Source organism: Bartonella sp. AP19HLJMH (assembly GCF_042196245.1).
Lineage (GTDB): Bacteria > Pseudomonadota > Alphaproteobacteria > Rhizobiales > Rhizobiaceae > Bartonella.
The window spans coordinates 17,612-43,324 of record NZ_JBHIPX010000001.1; the positions used below are offsets into that span (position 1 = coordinate 17,612).

Below are 25,713 nucleotides of genomic sequence, written 5' to 3' on the forward strand. Positions count from 1 at the left end.
CGCTTTAAGAAACTCCAAGCGCTTTAAGTTTACGGTGCAAAGCTGAACGCTCCATGCCTATAAATTCAGCAGTACGTGATATATTTCCACCCAAACGCCCAATCTGCGCCACTAAATATCTTTTTTCAAATAATTCTCGAGCTTCACGTAACGGCAAATCCATTATACTTTCATCTGAATCCATTTGAAGACGTGGCAAAGAATCACTTACTTCACTGGGAAGAAAGTCCGCTGTTATAGGACCATCACCATCCCGCACAAGAATAAGAAGACGCTCAATATTATTACGTAATTGCCGCACATTACCCGGCCAAGCGTGCGTTTGCAAAATAGCAATCACATCATCACTGATTGCACGCGGTTTAATCCCAACCTGCTGTGATATTGTTTTTACAAAATGATGTACAAGTTCTGGAATATCTTCACGACGCGCTGAAAGGGGCGGAACAACAATAGGAACAACGGAAAGACGGTGAAAAAGATCCTCCCTAAAGCGCCCATCAGAAATGAGGTTTTCAAGATTTTGCGCTGTCGAAGAAATGATACGGACATCCACCTTAACACGTTTTGTGCCGCCAATTCTCTCAAATGTTTGCCCCGTTAAAACCCGAAGAATCTTCCCTTGAGTCTCACGCGGCATGTCAGCAATTTCATCAAGATATAAGATACCGCCATGAGCTTCCTCTAAGGCACCAATTTTACGCTCTCTTCCCTCCATTTCGCTGCCAAACAGCTCTATTTCCATTCTTTCCGGAGTAATCGTTGCAGCATTTATTGTAACAAATGGCCCATTCGAACGCGTTGAGAGCGCATGAATAGCTCGTGCAACAGTCTCTTTTCCTGCCCCTGAAGGACCTGTTATCATGATGCGACTATTGGTTGGTGCTACTTTTTCTATGATTTGACGCAAATTTTTTATAACTGTCGATTTTCCGAGCAACTCTAATGTCTCGTTCGAACGCTTTCGCAATTCTAAAAGCTCACGTTTTAAATTTGAATTTTCAAGTGTTCTCTCTGCAACCAATACAAGTCTATCAGCTTTAAAAGGTTTTTCAATGAAATCATATGCCCCTCGCTTTATAGCGGAAACAGCCGTCTCAATATTACCATGACCAGAGATCATAACGACCGGAAGAGCCGGATATTGTGTTTTAATTTCATCAAGCAGTGCTAAACCATCGAGACGACTACCCTGTAGCCAAATATCCAAAAAAATGAGCTTTGGAATACGCTCACTAATTTGAGCCAATGCTTCATCAGAGTTACAAGCAACACGCGTTTCATAACCTTCATCATCTAAAATACCAGCAACAAGCTCACGAATATCTGCTTCATCATCAACAATCAAGATATCTGATACCATACTATTCCCCTATCTTATGATTTATGGCTTGTATAATATTACCCTGCTTACCCCCATCCGCTGGAAATATCAAACGGATCATCGCACCACGACCTTCATAAAAACTCTCCGGTGCATCATGAAGCTCCATGAAACCACCGTGATCTTCAATAACTTTGCGCACAATAGCTAACCCCAGCCCTGTTCCTTTTTCCCGCGTTGTTATATAGGGTTCTAATAACTTTTGTCTTTGCTCTTTAGGAAGTCCTTTCCCGTTATCAACAACATCCACAACCACCCATTCTTCCTGACGATAAGAACGGATAAGAATATGACCGTGAATATTTTCCTCTCGCATAACTGAATCTATGGATTCGCTCGCGTTTTTGATAACATTGCAAAAAGCCTGTACAATGAGACGGTTATCAAATGCACCCATAAGTGGTAGAGTTCCTAAATCTTGCTCAAAATGAATATCATGTCGCGTCACCTCTATCAAGAAACATGCTTCGCGCAACAATTCTCGTATATCTAAAATATGCATTTTGGGTTTGGGCATACGTGCAAAAGAGGAAAACTCATCAACCATACGCCCAATATCTCCAACCTGCCGAATAATTGTGTCAATACACCGCTCAAAGACCTCTCTATCTTGTGTAATAGCTTTGTTATAACGTTTACGAATGCGTTCAGCGGATAACTGAATAGGTGTAAGAGGATTTTTAATTTCGTGTGCAATACGCCGCGCAATATCCGCCCACGCCGCTGTACGTTGCGCTGCAACAAGGTCTGTAATATCATCAATTGTTAGAACCCAAGATTGCCCTTGTCCATCATCCTCCTCCATCGTAACTTGGACATTACAGACACGCTCTTTTCCTGCAACGTTTAAAGTGACCTGCTCACGATGGTTTTTACGATCCAATGAACGCACAAACTGAAAAACCTGCCAAATTTCAGCGCTTAAAGATAAAAGACTTTTTCCAACAACGCGCTCTGAGCGAATATCAAACATCGCTTCAATAGACCGATTGATAATGGTGATATCACCATTATCATCTATACCTGCTACTCCCGCTGTTACACCCGATAACACAGCTTCAGAAAAACGCCGTCTTTCATCAATTTGATCACGCACTGCAATCAATTCATTACGCCGACTTTTCAATTCACTGACCATGTAATTAAAAGTTTTGGATAATTGCCCAATATCTCCATCTTTTGCTCGTACTGGCACGAAAATTTCCATATTTCCAGAAGCAACATCATCGGCAGCACTAATGAGAAGACGAATAGGACGTACTAAGCGATCAGCAACAGCAATAGCAGCCCAAATGGCTGATAAGAATAAACTAAAAAAAAGACACAAATAAAGCATACCAAATGCAATCTGTGTCAGCAGGCGATTCTCATTTAAATCACGATAACGATCTGTATTAACTTCTGTCAAACGCAAAGCAGATAAAACACCTTTATCAACGTCACGCACCAAATATAAAAATGTGTTTGGAATATTGGTAAATTTTAAAATAATACCAAAATAATCATGAACGCCTGGTTGAAAAGAAAAAGGTCTCGCACTGGTTGCACGTTCAATAAGATGAGAAGGAGGAATTGGCAGTTTATCTTCATCACCAAGAGCACTCGATACAAAAATAGCTCCACTAGAACTTAACAAAAATGCACCACGCAAATTGCGTCCTAGAGCATGACGCGTCAATTGCATCCTATATTCAGCTGGATTACGTTCTAAGAGTTTTTTGTTATCAAGTGCAAATGCCATCGCGTAGGATAAATTTTTTAAATTTTGAAGCATTTCATCTGCATAAGCATTTGCTAAATCAATAGAAGAGCCCACAATTTGCCGCGTTGTTGTATCAAACCATCGATCAAGTCCCAAATTTAGTGCTGGACCCGATACAAGAGCTACAGCAACAGCTGGCATTGTCGCAACAAGTGCAAACAATGAAATAAGGCGCACATGAAGACGCGATCCTGCACGCCTTGAACGCCAAGCACGAATGATCGGTATCATCTCATAAAAAACGATGACAATAAGCCCTAAAACCCAAAAACTATTAATTCCTATAAGAATAAGGGTTACTGTTCTACTGGGAACAACAGGAGTTAATCCAATAAGAATAATAAATGAAACAGAGGCCGTAAGTAAAGCCAATACAATAATTGTAATCCCTAAAAAAATATATACCTTACTTAAACGATACAACTCATCGTTATAAGTATTTTTATCTATGTCTTGAAGATTCGTCACAGATGTTATATTCGTCATGAGCTTACATACCCTTATCCCATTATTCTCATATAACCTTTTGTAGCAAAAATTGACAATACTAATACTACATTTAAAATAGGCAAATATAGTCAACGAGAAAAAACTTCTACATTTTGCAAAATATCTTTAAAATAGACTGTGTTCGACGATACTTTACGAAGGAAATGAGATGCGATTAACAAAACAAACAAATTATGCTCTTCGAATGCTTATGTATTGTGCAGATAATCAGGGAACTCTCAGTCGTGTTCCAGAAATTGCTAAAGCATATGCCGTTTCAGAGCTTTTTTTATTTAAAATCCTTCAGCTGCTTGTTCAAGCAGGTTTTATACAAACAGTGCGTGGACGCAATGGTGGAGTTAGATTGGCTAAACCCGCAGCAGAAATTTCAGTCGCGGATGTTGTGAAAGTAACAGAAGACAACTTTTCCCTCGCAGAATGTTTCGATACTGCAGAACCAACTTGCCCCTTGTTTGATTTTTGTGGTTTAAATACCGCACTTCAAAAAGCATTAAATGCTTTTTTTGAGGTGTTATCCGTGATATCCCTTGCTGATCTACAACAACCATCCTTTCAAAATCATTTTAAAATTAATGACAAAAAAGCAAACTAAGATTATAATACAAGGAGATTAAGTATTTCTATTGCAGCAATAATATTAGCCGCTGGACGGGGTGAAAGAGCAGGATCTCCCCATAAAATTCCAAAACAATATCGGCTTCTAGGACAAAAGCCAATTATTTATCATACCGTGCATTGTTTTTTGCAGCATCCAGCTATCACAACAATTATTCTTGTTATTCATCCAGAAGATCGTCAAATCTGTGAACAAGCTATTGACGATTTTAAAGAGCGCCTTACTATCGTTGAAGGAGGCAATACACGTCAAATCTCTACCTTATATGGACTTCAGGCACTCAAAAAATTTGCCCCCCAATATGTGCATATTCATGATGGTGCACGCCCTTTTATCGAAAACAAGCTTCTTAATAACATTCACAACACTATCACGCCTCAAGAAGGTGTTCTTCCTGTTCTGCCCATCTCTGATACCCTTAAACGTATAAATAATCAGCATGTTTTAGAAACAATTCCCCGTACCCATCTTTATAGTGCACAAACTCCACAGTGTTTTCCCTTTGAACATATCTTAGCGGCCCATAAACAAGCAAAACAAGCTTGCAAACAAGAATTCACTGACGATTGCGCAATTGCCGAATGGTTTGGAATTCCTATGCGTACCGTTCCTGGGGATCCTAACAACATAAAAATTACATGGCATGAAGATTTTAATACTGCACATTTATATCTCCAAAAGAAAATGCAAATATTTCCTGATATTCGTACCGGCAATGGTTATGATGTTCACTCTTTTGAGGATGGTGATTTTCTTATATTATGTGGTATAAAAATCCCTTTTCATAAAAAATTAAATGGACACTCCGATGCGGATGTTGCTCTTCATGCATTAACAGATGCCCTTCTTGCAACTCAAGGTGCTGGAGATATCGGTACACATTTTCCTCCCTCTGATCCTCAATGGAAAAATGTATCATCAGAAATTTTTCTCCGTCATGCTCTTGATATTATAAAACAAGCAGGTGGTCGTATCGCCAATGTTGATATCACAATTATCGCTGAAAATCCTAAAATTAGTCCATATCGTCATGCCATGACAGAAAATCTTATAACAATACTTGCAATAACACCTGATCGAATCTCTATCAAAGCAACAACAAATGAAAGGCTTGGATTTATTGGTCGTGGTGAGGGAATTGCTGCTCTTGCAACAGTGAGCGTCCTTTATTCAGGAGAAATTCCCCAATGACATATCTTTGTGAAAAACACGCACATGAAGTCCTTAATACCTTTCGCCAAAAAGGTTTGCTGTTAACAACTGTAGAGTCTTGTACAGGGGGACTCATTGCTGCATGCCTCACAAATATAGCAGGATCGTCAGATGTTCTCGATTGTGGATTTGTTGTTTATTCAAATGAATCCAAAACACGCCTTGTTGGCGTTTGTGCTGAACTTATAAGAACCCATGGTGCCGTTTCAAAAGAAGTTGCTCTTGCAATGGCTGAGGGTGGATTAAAACATTCACAAGCTGACATTGCAGTTTCTGTAACAGGAATTGCTGGTCCAGGAGGTGCAAGTCTTGATAAACCTGTAGGACTTGTGCATTGCGCAGTTGCTTACAAAAACCACTCCCCCCTGCACAAAGAAATGCACTTTGCTCATCTTAGTCGCAATGCTATCCGCCACGCAACTGTTGAAAATGCTTTTAAAATGATTCTGGAATTGCTTCACTGAATTCCCCATACTAATTTCAAAATTCTTTATTCCCCATCGTGTCTATAATCGTCAACATCTTGAAAAAATTTTATTGTATCACAACTTGAAAATGAAAGATCTGAATAGCGTAAAGTTATCTCACTTCAGTCCTGTGTAGGTTGAATTAATCAAATTTATTCACTTGCACGCCACAAGAGAAAAAACTGTATAAATAAAATGATTAAAGAAAGAGACACTTGTACTTCTCTTAAGTGCTAAGAGCTGGCGCGCAACATCTTGAGAGATAGCAAATAAATGATGCAGGAGGACTTCTTCATAAGTGTACAGATGTAGATTTTATATACTTTTACGAGAATCTATACTATTTATTATGAGCACTATTATGAAATGGGTATGACGCAAGCAGGTTCTATTTGGGCGTTTTGTTTAACGAGTGTGCATCCATTAAAAAAGAGAGAAACAAAAGCATGAATCTGTGCATCATCTTCATCATTTAAAATGATATTCCTTCAATATGCTTTTGAAAGCTGAATTAAAAACAAATAGTAAAGATGAAAACCAGTTTTCACCTTCACGCTGTTTAAGCAATAGGTATTGTTAAAAAATAACAGAATAGACTATGTTACCGTAGAGCCATAAATCTGATGCGCACGCTTCTCAAAAGCCTCGGTAAATTTACGAAACGCAATATCAAACATTGAGCCCATCACTAATCCAAGCGTTTTACTTTTAAATTCATAATCAATAAAAAACTCTACATTACATGCATTGGTATTCTCAATATCATGAAAGGCCCAACGATTTTCAAGATATTTGAATGGACCATCAATATATTTAACTTCTATAAGACTTTTTTCCGGCTGAAGAAATACTTGAGTCGTAAAAGTTTCACGAATAATCTTATAGCCAACGGTCATATCTGCAAGAAGCAATATTTTTTTTCCATATTCTTTTCGAGAACGTATTATTAAAGACTCACACATTGGTAAAAATTCAGGATAACGCTCAATATCTGAAACCAGATCAAACATTTCACTGGCACTATGGGTGATCTGCCGATGTATTGTAAAAATCGGCATAATTATCTCTGTAAGGAAAATTTTTCATCACGCGCTTTTTGCAAAATGGCAAAATCATCTCCAGCATGATGAGATGAACGCGTTAGAGGATTGGAGGCCATATGTAAAAATCCTTTTACTTTACCAATCTTGGCAAAAGACTCAAATTCTTCAGGAGGCACAAAACGAACAACTGGATGATGTTTTCGTGTAGGCTGCAAATATTGTCCAATTGTCATAAAGTCAACATCAGCAGCGCGCAAATCATCCATCAATTGCAAAACTTCATTTCGCTCCTCCCCAAGGCCAACCATAATTCCCGATTTTGTAAAAATTGTTGGATCAAGTTCTTTAACACGTTGTAATAAACGAATTGAATGAAAATAACGTGCCCCTGGACGGACCTTCAAATATTTAGAAGGAACTGTTTCTAAGTTATGATTAAAAACATCAGGCTTAGCAGCAACAACAACTTCTAAAGCGCCATCCTTATGACGAAAATCAGGTGTAAGAACTTCAATTGTTGTCTTAGGAGTTTTTTGACGAATCGCATAAATAACTTTTGCAAAATGCTCAGCACCACCATCAGCAAGATCATCACGATCAACAGATGTAATGACAACATGTTTTAATTCCATCCTTGCAACAGCATCAGCGACACGTTCTGGCTCATTATCATCAACGGCAAGTGGAATACCTGTTGCAACGTTACAAAAAGCACAAGCACGCGTACATATTTCACCTAAAATCATAAAGCTAGCATGCCTCTGGCTCCAACATTCGCCAATATTAGGACAACCAGCTTCTTCACATACAGTCACTAACTTATGCGTACGTACAATACCATGTGTTTCCTTATAAATTGGTGATGTTGGCGCTTTTACACGAATCCAATCTGGCTTTTTTTGAACGCTTGTATCAGGACGATGTGCCTTTTCAGGATGACGCAATCGTCTATTTGCAACTCTATCAACAACCGTAACCATTTAAGCCTTTGCCTTATAAATACGAAGTAACAATCAAAAATATAAAATTTTTCATACAATCCAGTCATCAAGCGTTTAAAACTTGACCATAAGCATCTAATACACTTTCTTTCATCATTTCCGATAAGGTCGGATGTGGAAAGATAGTATGCATTAATTCTTCTTCTGTTGTTTCAAGATTCATAGCAATAACAAAACCCTGTATCAATTCTGTTACCTCAGCCCCTACCATATGGGCCCCGAGAAGCTGTCCTGTTTTTTTATCAAAAATCGTTTTTACTAACCCCTGATCTTCACCCAAAGCAATCGCCTTACCATTCGCAGCAAAAGAATAACGCCCAATACGTATATCATAACCTGCTTCTTTTGCTGCCGCTTCTGAAAGCCCTACAGAGGCAACCTGTGGTGTACAATATGTACACCCTGGAATTTTTCTTTTATCAAGCGGATGAGCACTCTTCAAACCTGCAAGATGCTCAATACATATCACACCTTCTTCTTCTGCTTTATGGGCCAACATAGGAGGACCTGCTACATCACCAATAGCATAAATGCCTTCCACCCCCGTCCAACTCCATTCATCAGTTACAATGCACCCGCGATCGGTTTTTATTCCCAAAGCTTCTAAACCAAGATTCTCAATATTACCTTGCACCCCAACAGCGGAAATCAACCGGTTAACAGTCATTGACTCTATTTTACCTTGAACATCAATATGTACACTTACAGAATCGGAAGATTTTTCAACCTTTGTTACTTTTGCTTGACGAAGAATGCGTAAACCTTTTTTCTCTAACTGTTTACGAGCAAACGTTGAAATTTCAATATCTTCAGCAGGCATGATATGGGGCATCATTTCAACAACAGTTACTGTCGCCCCCATATCATGATAAAAAGAAGCGAATTCAATGCCAATAGCCCCAGACCCTATAACCAAAAGCGATTTTGGCATTGCTGGCGGTATCATAGCTTCAAAATAAGTCCAAATGAATTTTCCATCTGGCTCAATACCAGGAAGGACACGAGGACGTGCGCCCGTTGCAATAATGATATGCTTTGCTTGATAAGTTCCCTCCCCTAACGTCCCTTTAGGGACTGGATTTTGCGGTTGCATAATCGGTTTGGAGGATGAAGAAACCATAATTTCCGCAGGAAGGCTTCCCTTTGCTTCTTTAGTAAGCTTTGCTTCACCCCAGATAATATCAATTTTGTTTTTTTTCATTAAAAAACCAACACCAGCATTTAAACGTGCTGAAACACCCCGTGAACGTGCCACAACATCTTTGATGTTTGCCTCAATTGAACCATTAATTTTTAATCCATAATTTGTCGCATGTTCAGCAAAATGTTTCATTTCCGCTGAACGTAGAAGGGCCTTTGTTGGAATACATCCCCAATTTAAACAGATCCCTCCCAAATGTTCACGTTCAACAATCGCAGTCTTAAAGCCACATTGTGCTGCACGAATTGCGGTTACATATCCGCCTGGACCTGATCCAATCACAATTACATCATAAAGATTTACCACAGTAATTCCTCCATGGATATATATAAAATGGATATGCATTTTTTGAACTTAAGTCTGTAAAAAAACATGAGAGAATTATCTTATGTCTTTGCTTTAAGCTTCACGCAAATGCTTTATCCAAACCAGAAATAGCAATAACATTGCTCTTTAAACTCTTTAAATTTGTTTCTATTCTCTTAACACGCTTTCTCACAATTTACGTGAAGAACTGTTAAACAGTTCAAACCAACATTGCTAATGGATTTTCAATCATCTTCTTAAAAGTCCGCGCGAGCTCTGCTGCTAAAGCACCATCGACAGCACGATGATCCGCAGAAAGCGTAACTGACATAACTGTCGCAACAACTAATGCACCATTTTTAACAACGGCGCGTTGCTCCCCTGCACCAATCGCAAAAATCGTCGCATGCGGTGGATTAAGAATAGCCGAAAAACTTTTTATACCATACATCCCCATATTTGATACAGCTGTTGTTCCACCCTGATATTCTTCCATTTTTAACTTGCCCTCGCGCGCACGCTTTGCAAAATCCTTCATCTCTTTGGAAATAAGTGATAACGGCTTTTCCTCTGCATGGCGAATAATCGGTGTAATTAATCCATTGGGAATAGAAACAGCAACCCCAACATCACAATGTTTATGATGAAGCATCCCGCCTTCAAGCCAAGAAACATTCGCATCGGGAACCGCTTTCAAAGAAAGTGCGACAGCTTTGATCACCATATCATTAACAGAAAGCTTATAAGTAGGCTGAGTTTCTTCCTGCCCCTTAACCATTGGAGCAGCAGCATTCAGTTGTGTACGCAGTGCTAATAGCGCATCAAGTTCACAATCTACCGTTACATAGAAATGTGGGACTCTCTGTTTTGATTCCACCAAACGTGTCGCGATTGTTTTACGCATATTATTATGGGGAGCGAAGCTATATTCATCCTCTTTGAAGAGTTTCAATATCTGTTTGTCCGAAGCACCTGTAGCTATTAGCTCCCCTATCGATGATGAATAAGACACTTTAGACATATCGCTGCTCACAGCTTTTTCTACATCGCGCTTAATAATACGCCCATGCGGACCACTTCCAGAAATAAAGGATAAATCAAGACCTGCCTGAGATGCTAATCGCCGCGCTAAGGGAGAGGCAAAAAGACGAGCTTCTTTTTTATCTTGCTGTATTAATTGCCCAGTTGATGATTCATGAGACATTTTTATTCCCTTTGAGTCCGTCTGTTTCAGAGAATCTGTCTGTTTGATGCCCTCTGATTCTTGTCTTGTAGAAGAAGAGATTTCTTCTGTAACTTTTGCAGCTTCAGCTAAATCTTCACCTTCTTCTGCTAAAACAACAATTAAAGCATTTACTTTAACGCCTTGTGTTCCAGCAGGAACAACAATTTTAGCAACCCTACCTTCATCAACGGCTTCGACTTCCATTGTCGCTTTATCCGTCTCAATTTCAGCAATAACATCACCAGAGGAAACCTTATCTCCCTCCTTAATATTCCATTTTGTTAAATTTCCCTCTTCCATCGTAGGGGAAAGCGCTGGCATTGTAATTTTAATGGGCATTATGCTTTCCTCCGTTATGCTCTGTATGTCACAGCCTTAACGGCCTCAATAATTTCAGCAGTATTAGGCAAAGCCAACTTCTCAAGATTAGCGGCATAAGGCATCGGAACATCTTTACCAGAAATCGTAGCAATTGGCGCATCAAGATAGTCAAAAGCCTGCTGCATAACACGCGTTGCTATTTCAGTTCCCACAGATGACTGAGGAAATCCCTCTTCAATTGTGACCAAACGACCTGTTTTTTTAACTGACGAAAGAATTGTTGGAAGATCCATCGGGCGAATGGTTCGTAAATCAATCAATTCAACATCAATACCAAGTTTTTCAATTTCTGGTAACGCTTGAACAGCATAATGCATCCCAATTCCACATGCAACAATCGTCACATCTTGTCCAGACTTATGAATACGTGCCTTACCAATAGGCAAAAGAAAATCATCCAGTTGAGGAACATCAAATTGATGCCCATACAAAATCTCATTTTCAAGGAAAATAACAGGATTATCATCACGAATAGCAGATTTCAGCAAACCTTTTGCATCTGCAGCACTATAAGGCATGACAACTTTCAGACCTGGTACATGACTATACCATGCAGCATAACATTGAGAATGTTGAGCACCAACACGGGCAGCCGCGCCATTGGGACCTCGGAAAACCATAGGAGCGGTCATTTGTCCACCAGACATATAACGTGTTTTGGCTGCTGAGTTAATAATTTGGTCCATCGCCTGCATCGCAAAATTAAAGGTCATAAACTCGACAATAGGACGTAACCCACCAAAAGCAGCCCCGACAGCCAGCCCAGCAAAGCCGTGTTCTGTAATTGGGGTATCAATAACTCGGCGTTCTCCGAATTCTTCCAACAAACCTTGACTAACCTTATAGGCACCTTGATATTGCGCGACTTCTTCCCCCATAAGAAAAACTGTTTCATCACGCCGCATTTCTTCAGCCAAAGCCTGATTAAGCGCTTCACGAACTGTCATTGTAACCATTTGTGTTCCCGCTGGAATATCAAAATTAAGAGATGTATCAAAAGTAGGAGCAGCCTGCGGAACTGACAAAGGCAGAGAAAGAGCAGATTCCTTAGTTTTTTGTGCTGTATCAGTAGGTTGCGAAATATCCTCAGCACGCTCACCTTCTTCTAACAAAATTGCAATAACAGTGTTAACCCTTACGCCTTCTGAACCTTCAGGCACAAAAATTTTACCAAGAGTACCTTCATCAACGGCCTCTACTTCCATTGTAGCCTTATCCGTTTCAATTTCAGCAATAACATCGCCAGAGCTAACCTTATCACCTTCTTTCTTGAGCCATTTAGACAGTTTACCTTCTTCCATAGTTGGTGAAAGCGTCGGCATCAAAATATCAATAGACATACTTGCTTCCCTCGCATCAAACTAAAATATCAGTATAGAGCTCAGAAGCATCTGGCTCTTGATCACTTTGTGCAAAATCTACCGCATCAGCAACAATTGCACGGACCTCTTTCTCAATAGATTTTAAATCGTCTTCGCTCGCCCAATTTTTTTTAAGAATCCGACTTTTTACTTGATCAATCGGATCGTGCTCCTCTTTTATTTTTTGGACTTCTTCCTTTGAACGATATTTTGCTGGATCAGACATGGAATGACCACGATAGCGATAGGTCTGCATATCAAGAATGATCGGTCCTTTACCTGAGCGTGCCCAAGAAATTGCTTCATCAGCAGCTCCTTTTACTGATCGAACATCCATACCGTCAACAACAATACCTGGAATTTCAAAAGAAAGACCACGTCGGGAAAAATCAGTTTCTGCAGATGCACGTGAAACTGACGTTCCCATAGCATACTGATTGTTTTCAATAATATAAACAACGGGAAGCTTCCAAAGTGAAGCCATATTAAAACTCTCGTAAACCTGCCCCTGATTTGCAGCACCATCACCAAAATAAACCAATGTCACATTATCTTTACCAAGGTACTGATTCGAAAATGCCAAACCTGAACCAATGGGAACCTGCGCACCAACAATACCATGTCCCCCATAAAAGTTCTTTTCTTTAGAGAACATATGCATCGAGCCACCTTTCCCTTTGGAAAAGCCACCTTGACGTCCCGTTAATTCTGCCATAACACCACGCGGACTCATCCCAACGGCTAACATATGACCATGATCACGGTAAGACGTAATAACCTGATCACCTTCTTTTGCCGCTTTCAATGTTCCTATAACAACGGCTTCCTGACCAATATAAAGGTGACAAAATCCCCCAATAAGCCCCATACCATAAAGTTGTCCTGCTTTTTCTTCAAAACGGCGAATTAAAAGCATTTCACGATAGGCATCAATTTCTTCTTCTTTTGTAAAATCTGCTATTGGTGCTTTCTTTGTGGTGCTTGATAATGCAGTGCGCGCCGCCGACGCAGAATTTTTTTTAAGTCGTTCTGCCATATTAAACTCCCTTTTATGATTATTTAGGAATAACCTTTACGAACAAAAGTTACAAGCCTTATCAATCGGCTTAAACAATATCATTGCTGATTGTTGTTTAAATTAAGCGATTTTTCATTTACCTTTGGTATCATTTCAAGGTATTAAGATTGTCAATTCATTTGGCTTAGAAAAGTTCAAATTCTTTCGGACATACTCATCCAACATATCTTTTTCTATATGCCCATTGCGTAAAAGAGAAATACGCTTTTCCATGAATATCCGCTCAGCTTCTATTTCATGAAGCTCCTTTTCTAATTCGCTAATATGCTGATTAACTTCACTGCGTGAATACAATCCATACTCACCATGATAAATGTGATAACTGAAATAGCTTAAGACTCCCACCGTCATAAGAGGTAGTACAAAGCGTACTTTGATTGATCGACGTTTCTGCTTTGTCCACATAAAATAGCACAGTCTTTACAGCACAAATTTCTTGATATTTTGCCCAACTATGCATGATTTTGATTAATACCTCATTACCAAATCTACACCAAAATAATTTGTTATTTCAATTTATCCCCCCCTTAATACGATCAAAGTAAGTTGAATGCCTCACTTTTTATATTATAAATATTGGATATCCTCTAATTTGTAGCTTTTTTCCTAAAATTTCCTATTAAAATGAAGATAAAATCAACGGTATCCCCTATGCTTGGTGGTTTTTTCCTAACCAATTCCAATCCTCAAATTGATAACGCTTATCATCACCTCCCAAAACGAAATAAACCCCTTGATTTTGAACAATAATTTTACTCTTCATCCTTACCCACGCTCCTTATGTGTTATTCATAAAGAGATTATTTCTAATTTGATAATATGCGGATTAACCTCACGGTGTAAATACAATTTGTAGCAGCCGTAATAAACGTGAAATTAGGATAGTTTGAAGCCTCCAATAATCCAATGCTATCCACTGCTATAAGCAGAAAAATAATGCACGCCTTAATTAATTTGCGTCTTTTCTTTACCCGTATAAAATAGCATTACCTTTTTCAATACTTTTACTTAGCTATACATGTTTTTTAATATCTCATATCAAATAAATATAGTACAATAATTTCGCATAATGCAACTTAATTATTTATAAAAATAAAAAGCGAACTGAATTACTTTCTCTTTATTATAAAATTTTTAAAAATCTGTAATCTGATTCCCATCTTTATCCGTAAATCTTCCTCCAAGAATGACTATAAAATCAACAACTGCCCAAATTCCGGTAATTATCAATCCAAACAATGATAAAGATAGAACCAGCATTAAAGCACCAGTCCTAACTTTACCAACCATAAAGCGATGGACACCAAAGATACCTGCAACCCAACAAAGCAGTGCGAACATTATCTTTGTGTTCTCTGTACCTGGTCTCAACAATGGGAAAACAGAACTGACAACACCTCCTTCACAGACAAAATCAACAGCATTACCAATCCTTGGTGGATTCTTTCCCAACCAATCCCAAGTCGCAAACTGATAACGTTTACCATCATCACCCGAAACGAGATAATTTCCTTGATCTTGACTAATAATTATACCTCTCATCTTAATCCCTATAAATTTAAACACTTAAAAATTATTGCGTATATGCCTTTGATAAGAAATATCAATTTCATAATCTAAATGATCTTATACTTTCATATTTTGTGCTCACAACTATACACGATATAAATCACCAGCATAATGCGCTTGGGCTCCTAGCATTTCTTCAATACGGATAAGTTGATTGTATTTTGCTAATCTATCCGAACGTGCAAGAGAACCTGTTTTAATTTGTCCACAATTCGTTGCAACAGCAAGATCTGCAATGAAAGAATCCTCTGTCTCGCCTGAACGATGAGATATAATGGCACGATAACCTGCTTTATGTGCTACTTCTACAGCATCAAGTGTTTCACTCAATGTACCAATTTGATTAACTTTTATGAGAATAGAATTGCCTACCCCCATTTTGATACCATCACGCAAACGTGCTGAATTCGTTACAAACAAATCATCGCCAACAAGCTGACATTTTTCTCCAATTGTGTCAGTAAGTAGCTTCCAACCTTCCCAATCATCCTCTGCCATTCCATCTTCAATTGTAATAATAGGATAATTTTTCACAAGCTGCGCTAAATAATCTACCTGCTCTTGGGTGTCACGGCATTTCCCCTCACCTTTATAAAAATACGAACCATTTTTATAAAATTCGGTTGAAGCACAGTCTAAACCAATGGCAATTTGTTCACCTGGTTTATAGCCACATATCATGATAGATTCCATAATAAAATCAATTGCTTGATCAGCACTTTTAAATTGAGGAGCAAAACCACCTTCATCACCAACATTGGTATTATAACCCGCATCTTTTAAACGCTTTTTCAATGCATGGAAAATCTCAGCGCCATAACGGATAGCTTCTTTTACAGTAGGAGCTCCTATAGGAATAATCATAAACTCTTGAAAATCAATCAAATTATCAGCATGAACACCACCATTAATAATATTCATCATGGGGGTTGGAAGAATATGCGCTTGTGTACCACCAATATAACGATACAAAGGTAAATTTAATGAATCCGCAGCTGCTTTTGCAACAGCTAATGAAACACCAAGAAGTGCATTGGCACCAAGACGGGCTTTGTTTGGCGTTCCATCCAAAGCAATCATTGCTTGATCAATAGCAATTTGATTTGTTGCATCCCGCCCACCAAGTTCTTCAAGAATTTCGCCATTAACTGCAGCAACCGCTTTTTCAACACCTTTCCCTTGATAGCGCAAACCACCATCACGAAGCTCTATAGCCTCGTGTGCTCCTGTTGAAGCTCCCGAAGGAACCAGAGCGCGACCAAAAGCTCCATTCTCCAAATGAACATCAACTTCTACCGTTGGATTACCACGGCTATCAAGAACTTCACGCCCAATGATATCGACAATTATAGTCATATGTGTTTCCTTATCCAATAAAAGTCTCGATTCATTTATAATGCCCTATTAATGAAATATTTTTTCTCTTCTCAACTCAACTTTTTTGACAGATAATCAAATTCCATTAAAGTCTCAAGCAATCTTTGTAAATCATCAACTTTAACCATATTGGGTCCATCAGAAGGTGCATTATCTGGATCTTGATGTGTTTCTAAAAAAATACCAGCTACCCCAACAGAGACAGCTGCACGCGCTAAAATTTCAACAAATTGACGCTGCCCACCAGATGAAGCCCCCTGCCCCCCAGGTTCTTGAACAGAATGCGTTGCATCAAAAATAACAGGAGCACCAAATGAACGTAAAATAGGCAACGAACGCATATCAGAAATAAGTCGGTTGTAACCAAATGACGTGCCTCGCTCACAAAGCATAACATTCGGATTACCACTGTAAACAACCTTTTTTAAAACATTCTCCATGTCCCACGGCGCTAAAAACTGACCTTTTTTAATGTTAATAACACATTCTGTTTTGGCGGCTGCTACCAAAAGATCTGTTTGACGACATAAAAAAGCCGGTATTTGTAAAATATCAACTGTAGAAGAAACAATTGTACATTGCTCTTCTGTATGCACATCAGTTAATATGGGACAATTAAACTCTTTTTTTAAATCAGAAAAAATGGACATTGCTTTTTCAAGACCAATACCACGTGCCGCCCCCAAAGAGGTTCTGTTGGCTTTATCGTAACTTGATTTATAAACAAACCCGATACCAAGCTGATCGGTAATTGTTTTAATACGACCAGCCATTTCAAAAGCATGATCACGACTTTCCATCTGACACGGCCCTGCAATTAATGAAAGAGGCATTTCATTTGAAAAAATCATATTTCCAACTTTCACACGGGCATTTGGTTTAGTCATTTTATCCCTCAAAAGCAAAGTAATCCAATTTACGCATTAAACCAATCGACTTTGTTCTACAGCGGCTTCAATAAAAGAAGAAAAAAGAGGATGTGGATCAAAAGGACGTGATTTTAATTCTGGATGATATTGAACAGCAATAAACCATGGATGATCTACATATTCTATCGTTTCTGGTAAAATACCATCAGGAGACATCCCTGAAAAAATCAAACCACACTGTTCTAACTTATCCTTATAATCAATATTGACCTCATAACGATGACGATGTCGCTCGACAATCTTGGTCATCCCATAAATTTGAGCAATATGACTCTCTTCTTTTAATTCAGCAGCAAAAGCACCAAGGCGCATTGAACCGCCGAGATCACCATTTCTTGTACGTTTTTCAAGAACATCTCCTTTAAGCCATTCTGTCATTAAACCTACAATTGGATTGTCTGTTTCGCAAAACTCACTTGATGAAGCATTCTCAATCTGTGCAATATTGCGCGCAGCTTCTATACAAGCTAATTGCATCCCAAAACAAATCCCTAAAAATGGAACTTTACGCTCTCGCGCAAATTGAATTGCTCGAATCTTCCCTTCTGCCCCTCGTGCCCCAAAAGCACCTGGAACTAAAATTCCATGGGCTTTTTGTAAAGCTGAAACAGAATCTTCTTTTTCAAAAAGCTCCGAATCAATCCACTCAATATTAACTTTCACTCTATTCGCTAAACCACCATGCGCAATCGCTTCAATAAGAGATTTATAAGCATCCTTTAAGCCCGTATATTTTCCCACAACAGCAATCGTAACTTCTCCTTCAGGATGATGAATACGATGCGTAATATCTTCCCAACGATCCATCTTGGGGGAAGGTGCCGAATCGATTCCAAAAGCGCAAAGAACTTCAGAGTCCAAACCCTCCTTATGGTATGCCATAGGAACATCATAAATTGTTGGCATATCTAATGCCTGAATGACTGCATTGGAGCGAACATTGCAAAAAAGTGATAATTTGCACCGTTCTGTTTCTGGAATAGATCGATCTGCACGTACAAGCAAAATATCAGGAGAAATACCAACTGCTTGCAATTCTTTGACAGAATGTTGTGTTGGTTTCGTTTTTAATTCACCTGCTGAAGGAATATAAGGCATTAATGTGAGATGGACATAAACGACATTTTGTCTCGGTAGCTCATTGCGAAGCTGACGAATCGCTTCTAGAAAAGGCATTGCTTCAATATCACCAACCGTTCCACCTATCTCACACAAAACAAAATCAAATTCTTCATTTCCCATCGTAATGAATCTCTTAATTTCATCTGTAACATGAGGAATAACTTGGACTGTTGCCCCCAAATAATCACCACGCCGCTCTCGTTCAATGATATTGCGATAAATACGCCCTGTTGTAATATTATCTTGGCTATTTGCAGAACGCCCAGTAAAACGCTCATAATGACCAAGATCAAGATCCGTTTCTGCACCATCATCGGTCACAAATACTTCACCATGTTGATAAGGCGACATCGTACCTGGATCAACATTTAAATAAGGATCAAGTTTGCGAAGACGTACGCGATAGCCACGAGCCTGTAATAACGCTGCTAACGCCGCCGCTGCGATGCCTTTTCCAAGGGAAGAAACCACACCACCAGTAATAAAAACATAACGTGCCATGGGCTTATGGTGATAAGCAATTTATAATGATTTTTCCAGCAAAAAATGCAAAAAGAAACAATTTTTCTTCTAAAATAAAAAAGGCGAAAAAAATCACCTTTTTTAAAAAGTCTATGTTTTCTTAAAAAACTATTTTGTACTGTTATCGGGAACTGTATTTTCAAGAACCTGAGGAACTGGACTTTCTGCTTCAGGATTTGTGGACTGTTTCTGTTCCTGCGAAGAATTCGAAGTGCCTCCTAGCTGTTCAAGAATAGAAGGGGAAGACTCACCATCTGACGATGGGACTGATCCTGAGTCTTTATTGGTAGAATTCTGTTCTGAATTAACCGGTATACGCTTTAAGATATCAGAACTAGAATTTGATATATTACTCACCACGGTAAGTCCAATAGACACAACAAAAAAACAACAGGCTAAAATAGCAGTCAAACGTGTTAAAGGGTTTCGAGATCCACGAGTTTTCATCAACCCTGAGCTATTACTCACACCTAGCCCACCACCTTCTGAAGGTTGAATTAATATAACACCAACCAAAGTAATCACAATCAAAAAATGAATAACTATAAGTACTGTTTGCATAAACCCTGCTCTTCAAATAACTCTTTAATAGCTATTTACACATAAATAACGCACAATCCAAGGGGAAACTCAAATTTCTCTGCTATAGTTTACGACAAACATCGCAAATAGTTAAAAAATCAATCGCTTTTAAGCTTGCTCCACCTATCAAAGCACCATTAACATGAGCAATGCTTAAAAGCTCAAATGCATTGGATGGTTTTACGGATCCACCATAAAGCAAACGTATCTTATTGCCTTCATCACCAAAACGAGAGCGCACCCTATCACGAATGAAATGATGTACTTTTGCAATATCTTCTGGAGTCGCTGTATTGCCGGTGCCTATCGCCCAAACTGGTTCATAAGCGATAATGGTATTCTCTGCTGTTGCATCATCTGGGAGAGATTCTTCAAGCTGCTGCGTGAGAATATCCAGTACTTTATTATTATTACGCTCCTCCAATGTTTCACCAATACATACAAGAGCCACAAGACCTGCTCGCCACGCAGCTTGCACTTTGGCACAGACAATCGCATCATTTTCCTGGTACACTGTACGACGTTCTGAATGCCCAATAATAACATGACTTGCTCCCGCTTCTTTAAGCATAAAAGCTGAAATATCTCCAGTATAAGGACCATGATCATCAAAGTGACAATTTTGTCCTCCTAAAAGGAGATTTTCACCATTCAGCGTATTAGAAGCACGCGATAAAAGCGTTGCTGGAACACAAATTAGGGCTTCAAATAGATGACCTAGATCAGAGCTAACGCCTGTAGCAATAGCACGCAACTCTCCAAGCGATTCACTCGTTCCATTCATTTTCCAATTTCCAGCAAGAAAAGGCCGAATATTTTGAGACATATTTTCACCTCAAGAGCTTTTACAATACATTGTTTATCTGTAGTTACCAAATTATAAAATGAAAGCAAGTCTTTAAAGCTTGCATCTTTCATCTCTTTATTGCAAATTCCATTACAGCTTTGATAATAACTCACATTAAAAATGGACTTGAACAATGCTTGACATCATAAGAAATGCTACAAATTCTTGGATTTTTAGAATTTTCCTTGCTATTTTACTCTTATGCTTCATTCTTTTATGGGGGGTACCGCAGTTACACAAAAAAAGTGAAAGAGATCTTATTACTTCTGGAAAGTCCACAGTAACTGTCGATGATTATCGTCTTGCACTCGCCGATCAAAGCGCACGTTTAGCATATGCTGCTCATCTTGGACGAATGTTTACAACAAATGAAATGCAGCAATACCAAATTCCTGCTTTTGTATTTAATCAATTACAACAAAATGTACTGCTTGATGAACAAGCACGTAAAATGAAAATAAGTCTTTCAAAAGATACAATAGCTCATACGATTGGTTCTGATAAGATGTTCCAGGTAAATGGCACTTTTGATAAAAACTTGTTTTATAACTATCTTCAGCATTTACGTATTAGTGAAAGTGCTTTTCTTAATTATTACACCAAACAAGAAAAGCGTAATCAGCTTATTGCTGCTTTACTTTCTGATATGAAGGCACCAAATCTCTTTTATAAAGCACTTGCTCTTTATCAAGGAGAAATGCGTATTGCTGATTATCTCGTTATTGATCTAAAAGAAAAGAAAACAATTGCTGATCCTGATTACGAAACATTACAAAAATGGTTTGAAACACATCAAAGTCAATTTCGTGCTCCAGAATACCGTACTGTCTCTTTGCTATCTATGGAACTTAATGATTTTGTAAAACCTAAAGATATCTCAACAGATGAGGCGAAAGCCTATTATACACAAAATGCTTCACGTTTTGTAACGCCTGAAAAGCGTACATTCGAAGAACTGCGATTCCCCTCACGCGAAGAAGCCGATAATGCAGCAAAAAAAATAGCTGATGGATTGAGTTTTGATGAACTGGTAAAAGCTGAAAAAAAGACTCTTAATGACATAAAAAAAGGTCCTCTCGCAGAAAACGAACTTCCTAATCATCTGACATCTGAAATTTTTGAACTTCAACAAGGCCAAGTCAGTCCTGTGATAAATGACTTACAGGGACCTGTTCTCATTCGCGTTACGCATATTGAACCTTCAAGCTCTCTTCCTTTTGAAAGTGTAGAAGAAAATATTCGCCAAACACTTGCCAAAAATCGTGCTACTGATGATATCCGTAACAATTATGTAGCCATTGAAAATGCTCGTTTTGAGGGTGCTTCTCTCAAAGAGTTAGCTGACCAATACAAGTTATCTTTGCGCACAATTACTATTGATAAAACGGGAAAAACGCTTGAAGGTGCAATACTCACGGATTTACCTCAAAAAGATATTTTACTGAATGCCATCTATCAATCAAACGAAGGAGTCGATCTTGATCCTCTCTCTTTTCAAAATGGTGGATATCTCTGGTACAAGGTCGATAAAATTATTCCTTCCCGCGATAAGACACTTGAAGAGGCTAAGCTAGATGTTCTTTCTCAATGGAAAAATGAGGAAATCCAACGTCTTCTTGATGAAAAAGCCCAAAATGCTCTCAAACAGCTCACGGAAGGAAAAAGTCTTGTTGCTCTTGCTCATACCCTTGGTGTTACAAAACAAACAACACCAACCCTCCGGCGTCAAGACTCATCTGAAACCCTTGGCGTTGAAGGGATTAAAGCATTATTTGCTGCTCCCAAAGGTCATTATGGCATCATAAAAGGTCCGGTTGCAACAAACCGTATCATTTATCAAATAAAGACTGTAACCATGCCTAAAGATATCACGTCTCATAATCTTTCAACTGAGGTCCGCGCCAATATAGATATGATGATAAGAGAAGATCTCAAGCTAGAAATGCTACAAGTTGCCAATAAAGAACATCCTTTGGAAATTAATAGCACAAATTATAATCAGATCTTTAACGCTCTCCAATAAAAAGATTGTGCATAATTTTAAGAACTTATTGATAAAGTTTTCATCAGCTCTTCGTCTATAGTTGAAGAGGTAAGACGGATTTCTTGTCTGCATATCTTAGGATCAGCGTTTGTATAATGATTCATTTTCTCGCAAAACAGTGCATGTATGGATTTGCGAGAAAATAGTCAATGGAATGTAGAATCGTTTTTGCAATGCATTAAAAAACATTATCCATCCAAAGGTCGTAAAGGTTGCCGCCCATTAAAGCTATAAACATCATCCCTATCGTCATTCATTCATAGCTCATTATATTGCTACTCTTAATATTCATTCATAGGGAGCGTATTGCTTCTTCCTTAAATGATTTCATTTACACATCCAACTTATAATAGATAAAAAAACTATTTTTAAAATTCATTATAAAAATGGAGAAATCTTTTTCTATTCAAGACTCTCATTCAATATAAGAAAAAACGTATTATCATTATAAATCAATATATTCATCAATCATAACAGTCATCAATTATGATGTTATAATTTCTCAAAAATAAGAGTTTTTTATAGACTTATAGACTGCTAAGATAACTTCTCTCATAAAATAGAAATTTCATTTCATTTGCAAATGAGATACAATCAATACATTCAGAGTACTTAAAAGTTCTTCTTCAAACAAACCAATGTATTAAGATTTATCTCATGTTTTTCTTTCTCTGCATCTCACCCATCCAATACACTGAATAAAACATATTACTGATGAAGAAATACAGCGTATTTTCAAGATCATAAAATTTCTTATTCTTTTGCGTTCATAACAACCAAAACATCAACATTTTTTATAACAAAAAAATGGTTTGGAATCACAATAGCTCCTTTTATCTTCATATGAAAAAATCAGTCTACATGTTACGCATTCCAACGTAGTAATATTTTTTTACAATATCTTTGGAAAATTGCCGCTTATTGCTGCCCTTGTTATCAACCAATAGCGATACATCAATGGCAAAGTTGCACTCTCTTGAAAAATTGCTGCCCCCAGCTGTATAGCTTTTTGAAGAGAAGCTGGTACAATGACCAATGGAAGAAAAGCTGGCTTAAGAACTCTCGGTAAAGTACAAGAATACTCGTAAAATTGGGTATAATGATCGCGCGATAATGCTACCATAGCTTCAACAATACAACCCTTTTGTTGATCGCTGAGACGATGAGATTCCAAATCTTCCCTATTCACTCCTACAGCCTTTAATATATCAGTGGGTAAATAATATTGATATCGTGATTGCATGAATGATAAAAGACGCAATACACCGCTTAATCCTTGAGAAATCCCTCCATGTTCATAGATATCTGTAAACTCTTGTGCAGTTTCAGGATCTAATATCTGACAAGAAAGCTGTAAAATTATGCCTGCTGTCTCACCACAATAATGCTCTAGATCATGAAGTGTTTCTATTGGATTGTGATAAAGATCTAAAATTTGCGCATCACAATAACGTAAAAAAGCTGTCTTAGGTAAATTAAAAAGAGTGATTGCTTTTAATAAATCATTCAAAATCGGATTGTTTCCACTCGTTTGCATTTCACCATGAGCAATAGCATCATACCACCAACGTAACCGTATTTCTCCTATGAGTGGGTCATGTACACTTTCGCGGATACGAGAAACTTCAGCATTAAATACATAAAGAGCAGCCAATGCTTGGCGCTTTTTTTTAGGTGCAAATAAAACCGATATATAGCGATCACGATCTATGGTACGTAAAATATCAAGACAATAAGGAAGAGAGCCTATCATTCTATGAACCTATTAACGTCCCTTTTTTAGCAATTAAATTAATACCCTCTTTTTATTCATATTAAAAAATGAAGGATAAGCAAATACAGTTCAGAAAATAAGATTTTTAAATGTGTCTCTTAACTGTATTATGAATTAAAATTTCTTTTCTAATCCCTTTTCGTTTTAGAAAGAAAAAAATTAAATAAATAATTTTTCTGATAAAACTTATCTTATCGGACTTCAAGTTTTCATTTGCAATAAAAAAGCTAAAAACCTATCGTAACATGCATAGTAAAACTTGAACAACAAGCAACGCAAAACACTTTTTCAGTGGATAGATGACAATGTTATTTTATAAAAAATGCACTGATCACAAAAACTTCATCAATCATTGACCTCCTCCCCATCCTAAAAGACAAAGGTTCTTACCAACACCAATTTGTAAAAAATCCAATTGCTCTCGGTGCGTTTCTGTTACTATAAACGCATTGATTTATAATGATAATTTTGTGTTTTGTATATTAAATTAGAATCCCAAATATCGTAGATATGCTTTCATTTCAAACCAATTCCATGTTACATCAATAAAAACTATTCCCTTGCACGTCATAAGCGGAACTGGCTTGTAGGTAAAAATTGTATAAGAAAGAATTAAAATGCCTCTTATGAACTGTCTTAAGTCCCAAGAGGTGATCACTCATGTGATTCATTAGGAACTATGAGCAAACTTTGTCCTGAATACTTGCTGCTGTATTTAAAAAACACTTAATGTGTTAAGTTATGTATATTCTATACCCTTATATCACCGCCTTAAACGACAGTATTTTACAGCGCAGAAAATAATCACACAAGTCTTTCATGCTAGACCAGAGCCTTTGTTTTATTAAACAATACTCTATTCTACCGCAAATAATAACGCCGCAACAGCGCGATCTTCAGCCAATAAAACATTAAATGTACGCACCGCTGCTCCCGTACTCATTGTATCTGATGAAATACGTTTTTCCCATAAAAGCACCCGTAACTCTTCAGGTAATCGTAATAATTCAATTCCAGTACCTATTAATAAAACTTCGATTTCAGAAGCTTCTTCTAAAATACGAGATATATCCCTTTGAGTGGGAACAGGCCCTGCCATCTCAATGCCATAAATACCTGATGGTACACAAATAATAGAACCTCTATGAGACATATCAGCAAAACGAAACCCACCATTTCCATAAGCATCAATAGGTGCGCGACTTGGAAAATGTGCTTCACGAATTTGAATTGCATCGAACATGAATATGCACCTTTTATTTTTGAATAATCCAATTGTCTTTGCTTCTTCTCATCATAAAAATTAAAGTAAGGCTAATATAAACATTGATATGTTAAACATAGCCTAGTATTGAAGTGAAAATTTTATATAATGCCCTAATCTTCTCATACAACAAATA

The 25,713-nt window shown here is 37.9% G+C and carries 21 protein-coding genes; 4 read left to right on the forward strand and 17 right to left on the reverse strand.

Annotated features, from left to right (window positions below; genetic code table 11):
• Positions 1-4: 4 nt before the first annotated feature.
• Together ACFINR_RS00090 and ACFINR_RS00095 are read right to left on the reverse strand one after the other, a co-directional pair.
• Positions 5-1,363 (reverse strand): sigma-54-dependent transcriptional regulator, encoded by a 1,359-nt coding sequence (locus ACFINR_RS00090; protein WP_375611278.1) that lies wholly within the window; start codon positions 1,361-1,363, stop codon positions 5-7.
• A 1-nt stretch (position 1,364) separates the two neighbouring features.
• Positions 1,365-3,632, reverse strand: a complete 2,268-nt coding sequence (locus tag ACFINR_RS00095; protein WP_375611277.1) for an ATP-binding protein — start codon at positions 3,630-3,632, stop codon at positions 1,365-1,367.
• Between the two features lie 172 nt (positions 3,633-3,804).
• Here ACFINR_RS00095 and rirA point away from each other — a divergent pair, with 172 nt between their 5' ends.
• The 3 genes from rirA to ACFINR_RS00110 are packed head-to-tail and all read left to right on the forward strand — an operon-like array spanning position 3,805 to position 5,948.
• Complete coding sequence (gene rirA, locus ACFINR_RS00100) at positions 3,805-4,248, forward strand: iron-responsive transcriptional regulator RirA (protein WP_375611276.1); 444 nt, start codon at positions 3,805-3,807, stop codon at positions 4,246-4,248.
• Positions 4,249-4,272: 24 nt separating this feature from the next.
• On the forward strand, positions 4,273-5,463 hold the full coding sequence (locus ACFINR_RS00105; RefSeq protein ID WP_375652361.1) for a bifunctional 2-C-methyl-D-erythritol 4-phosphate cytidylyltransferase/2-C-methyl-D-erythritol 2,4-cyclodiphosphate synthase: 1,191 nt from the start codon (positions 4,273-4,275) through the stop codon (positions 5,461-5,463).
• Positions 5,460-5,948: a CinA family protein gene (locus ACFINR_RS00110; protein WP_375631780.1), complete on the forward strand. Its 489-nt coding sequence runs from the start codon at positions 5,460-5,462 to the stop codon at positions 5,946-5,948. Before ACFINR_RS00105 ends, ACFINR_RS00110 begins: the two co-directional genes overlap by 4 nt.
• 599 nt (positions 5,949-6,547) lie before the next feature.
• On the opposite strand, the gene ACFINR_RS00115 is transcribed toward ACFINR_RS00110, so the two are convergent.
• The 13 genes from ACFINR_RS00115 to tpiA form a co-directional block, all read right to left on the reverse strand.
• Positions 6,548-7,009, reverse strand: a complete 462-nt coding sequence (locus ACFINR_RS00115; protein WP_273791149.1) for a type II toxin-antitoxin system RatA family toxin — start codon at positions 7,007-7,009, stop codon at positions 6,548-6,550.
• Between the two features lie 2 nt (positions 7,010-7,011).
• Entirely contained in the window at positions 7,012-7,974 is a 963-nt protein-coding gene (gene lipA, locus ACFINR_RS00120; protein WP_375611273.1) for a lipoyl synthase, read from the reverse strand.
• Positions 7,975-8,041: 67 nt separating this feature from the next.
• Positions 8,042-9,502 carry a dihydrolipoyl dehydrogenase gene (gene lpdA, locus ACFINR_RS00125; RefSeq protein ID WP_375631778.1) on the reverse strand — a complete coding sequence of 487 codons (1,461 nt, stop codon included), beginning with the start codon at positions 9,500-9,502 and terminating at the stop codon, positions 8,042-8,044.
• 220 nt (positions 9,503-9,722) lie between these two features.
• Positions 9,723-11,066: a pyruvate dehydrogenase complex dihydrolipoamide acetyltransferase gene (locus ACFINR_RS00130; RefSeq protein WP_375652268.1), complete on the reverse strand. Its 1,344-nt coding sequence runs from the start codon at positions 11,064-11,066 to the stop codon at positions 9,723-9,725.
• Between the two features lie 14 nt (positions 11,067-11,080).
• Positions 11,081-12,448 carry a pyruvate dehydrogenase complex E1 component subunit beta gene (locus tag ACFINR_RS00135; RefSeq protein WP_375620767.1) on the reverse strand — a complete coding sequence of 456 codons (1,368 nt, stop codon included), beginning with the start codon at positions 12,446-12,448 and terminating at the stop codon, positions 11,081-11,083.
• Positions 12,449-12,464: 16 nt separating this feature from the next.
• On the reverse strand, positions 12,465-13,505 hold the full coding sequence (pdhA, locus tag ACFINR_RS00140) for a pyruvate dehydrogenase (acetyl-transferring) E1 component subunit alpha (RefSeq protein ID WP_273791144.1): 1,041 nt from the start codon (positions 13,503-13,505) through the stop codon (positions 12,465-12,467).
• Between the two features lie 135 nt (positions 13,506-13,640).
• A complete protein-coding gene (locus ACFINR_RS00145; protein WP_375612902.1) occupies positions 13,641-13,952 on the reverse strand; it encodes a septum formation initiator family protein in 312 nt (103 codons plus the stop codon).
• A gap of 729 nt (positions 13,953-14,681) precedes the next feature.
• Positions 14,682-15,089 (reverse strand): TM2 domain-containing protein, encoded by a 408-nt coding sequence (locus tag ACFINR_RS00150; protein ID WP_375612903.1) that lies wholly within the window; start codon positions 15,087-15,089, stop codon positions 14,682-14,684.
• A gap of 111 nt (positions 15,090-15,200) precedes the next feature.
• Positions 15,201-16,472, reverse strand: coding sequence for a phosphopyruvate hydratase (gene eno / locus ACFINR_RS00155; protein ID WP_375628970.1), 1,272 nt, complete (start codon positions 16,470-16,472; stop codon positions 15,201-15,203).
• 71 nt (positions 16,473-16,543) lie between these two features.
• Positions 16,544-17,380, reverse strand: coding sequence for a 3-deoxy-8-phosphooctulonate synthase (kdsA, locus tag ACFINR_RS00160; protein WP_273791141.1), 837 nt, complete (start codon positions 17,378-17,380; stop codon positions 16,544-16,546).
• Positions 17,381-17,416: 36 nt separating this feature from the next.
• Positions 17,417-19,045: a CTP synthase gene (locus tag ACFINR_RS00165; RefSeq protein ID WP_375612905.1), complete on the reverse strand. Its 1,629-nt coding sequence runs from the start codon at positions 19,043-19,045 to the stop codon at positions 17,417-17,419.
• A gap of 129 nt (positions 19,046-19,174) precedes the next feature.
• The gene (secG, locus tag ACFINR_RS00170; protein WP_375612906.1) at positions 19,175-19,627 is read right to left on the reverse strand and encodes a preprotein translocase subunit SecG; all 453 of its coding nucleotides are present in this window, start codon (positions 19,625-19,627) and stop codon (positions 19,175-19,177) included.
• Between the two features lie 82 nt (positions 19,628-19,709).
• A complete protein-coding gene (gene tpiA, locus ACFINR_RS00175; protein ID WP_375612907.1) occupies positions 19,710-20,474 on the reverse strand; it encodes a triose-phosphate isomerase in 765 nt (254 codons plus the stop codon).
• Positions 20,475-20,628: 154 nt separating this feature from the next.
• Between tpiA and ACFINR_RS00180 the strand changes: the two genes are divergently transcribed.
• Positions 20,629-22,518, forward strand: coding sequence for a peptidyl-prolyl cis-trans isomerase (locus tag ACFINR_RS00180; RefSeq protein ID WP_375652269.1), 1,890 nt, complete (start codon positions 20,629-20,631; stop codon positions 22,516-22,518).
• 913 nt (positions 22,519-23,431) lie between these two features.
• On the opposite strand, the gene ACFINR_RS00185 is transcribed toward ACFINR_RS00180, so the two are convergent.
• Positions 23,432-24,292, reverse strand: coding sequence for a phytoene/squalene synthase family protein (locus ACFINR_RS00185; RefSeq protein WP_375611260.1), 861 nt, complete (start codon positions 24,290-24,292; stop codon positions 23,432-23,434).
• Between the two features lie 877 nt (positions 24,293-25,169).
• On the reverse strand, positions 25,170-25,556 hold the full coding sequence (locus ACFINR_RS00190; RefSeq protein WP_375611259.1) for an Mth938-like domain-containing protein: 387 nt from the start codon (positions 25,554-25,556) through the stop codon (positions 25,170-25,172).
• Positions 25,557-25,713: the final 157 nt, after the last annotated feature.

Excerpts from the sequence above, each read along its gene's own strand:
- ACFINR_RS00090 (WP_375611278.1), bottom strand. The coding sequence starts at position 1,363 with ATGGTATCAGATATCTTGATTGTTGATGATGAAGCAGATATTCGTGAG.
- ACFINR_RS00095 (WP_375611277.1), bottom strand. The coding sequence starts at position 3,632 with ATGACGAATATAACATCTGTGACGAATCTTCAAGACATAGATAAAAAT.
- rirA (WP_375611276.1), top strand. The coding sequence starts at position 3,805 with ATGCGATTAACAAAACAAACAAATTATGCTCTTCGAATGCTTATGTAT.
- ACFINR_RS00110 (WP_375631780.1), top strand. The coding sequence starts at position 5,460 with ATGACATATCTTTGTGAAAAACACGCACATGAAGTCCTTAATACCTTT.
- ACFINR_RS00115 (WP_273791149.1), bottom strand. The coding sequence starts at position 7,009 with ATGCCGATTTTTACAATACATCGGCAGATCACCCATAGTGCCAGTGAA.
- lipA (WP_375611273.1), bottom strand. The coding sequence starts at position 7,974 with ATGGTTACGGTTGTTGATAGAGTTGCAAATAGACGATTGCGTCATCCT.
- ACFINR_RS00130 (WP_375652268.1), bottom strand. The coding sequence starts at position 11,066 with ATGCCCATTAAAATTACAATGCCAGCGCTTTCCCCTACGATGGAAGAG.
- ACFINR_RS00135 (WP_375620767.1), bottom strand. The coding sequence starts at position 12,448 with ATGTCTATTGATATTTTGATGCCGACGCTTTCACCAACTATGGAAGAA.
- pdhA (WP_273791144.1), bottom strand. The coding sequence starts at position 13,505 with ATGGCAGAACGACTTAAAAAAAATTCTGCGTCGGCGGCGCGCACTGCA.
- ACFINR_RS00145 (WP_375612902.1), bottom strand. The coding sequence starts at position 13,952 with ATGTGGACAAAGCAGAAACGTCGATCAATCAAAGTACGCTTTGTACTA.
- ACFINR_RS00150 (WP_375612903.1), bottom strand. The coding sequence starts at position 15,089 with ATGAGAGGTATAATTATTAGTCAAGATCAAGGAAATTATCTCGTTTCG.
- eno (WP_375628970.1), bottom strand. The coding sequence starts at position 16,472 with ATGACTATAATTGTCGATATCATTGGGCGTGAAGTTCTTGATAGCCGT.
- kdsA (WP_273791141.1), bottom strand. The coding sequence starts at position 17,380 with ATGACTAAACCAAATGCCCGTGTGAAAGTTGGAAATATGATTTTTTCA.
- ACFINR_RS00165 (WP_375612905.1), bottom strand. The coding sequence starts at position 19,045 with ATGGCACGTTATGTTTTTATTACTGGTGGTGTGGTTTCTTCCCTTGGA.
- secG (WP_375612906.1), bottom strand. The coding sequence starts at position 19,627 with ATGCAAACAGTACTTATAGTTATTCATTTTTTGATTGTGATTACTTTG.
- tpiA (WP_375612907.1), bottom strand. The coding sequence starts at position 20,474 with ATGTCTCAAAATATTCGGCCTTTTCTTGCTGGAAATTGGAAAATGAAT.
- ACFINR_RS00180 (WP_375652269.1), top strand. The coding sequence starts at position 20,629 with ATGCTTGACATCATAAGAAATGCTACAAATTCTTGGATTTTTAGAATT.
- ACFINR_RS00185 (WP_375611260.1), bottom strand. The coding sequence starts at position 24,292 with ATGATAGGCTCTCTTCCTTATTGTCTTGATATTTTACGTACCATAGAT.
- ACFINR_RS00190 (WP_375611259.1), bottom strand. The coding sequence starts at position 25,556 with ATGTTCGATGCAATTCAAATTCGTGAAGCACATTTTCCAAGTCGCGCA.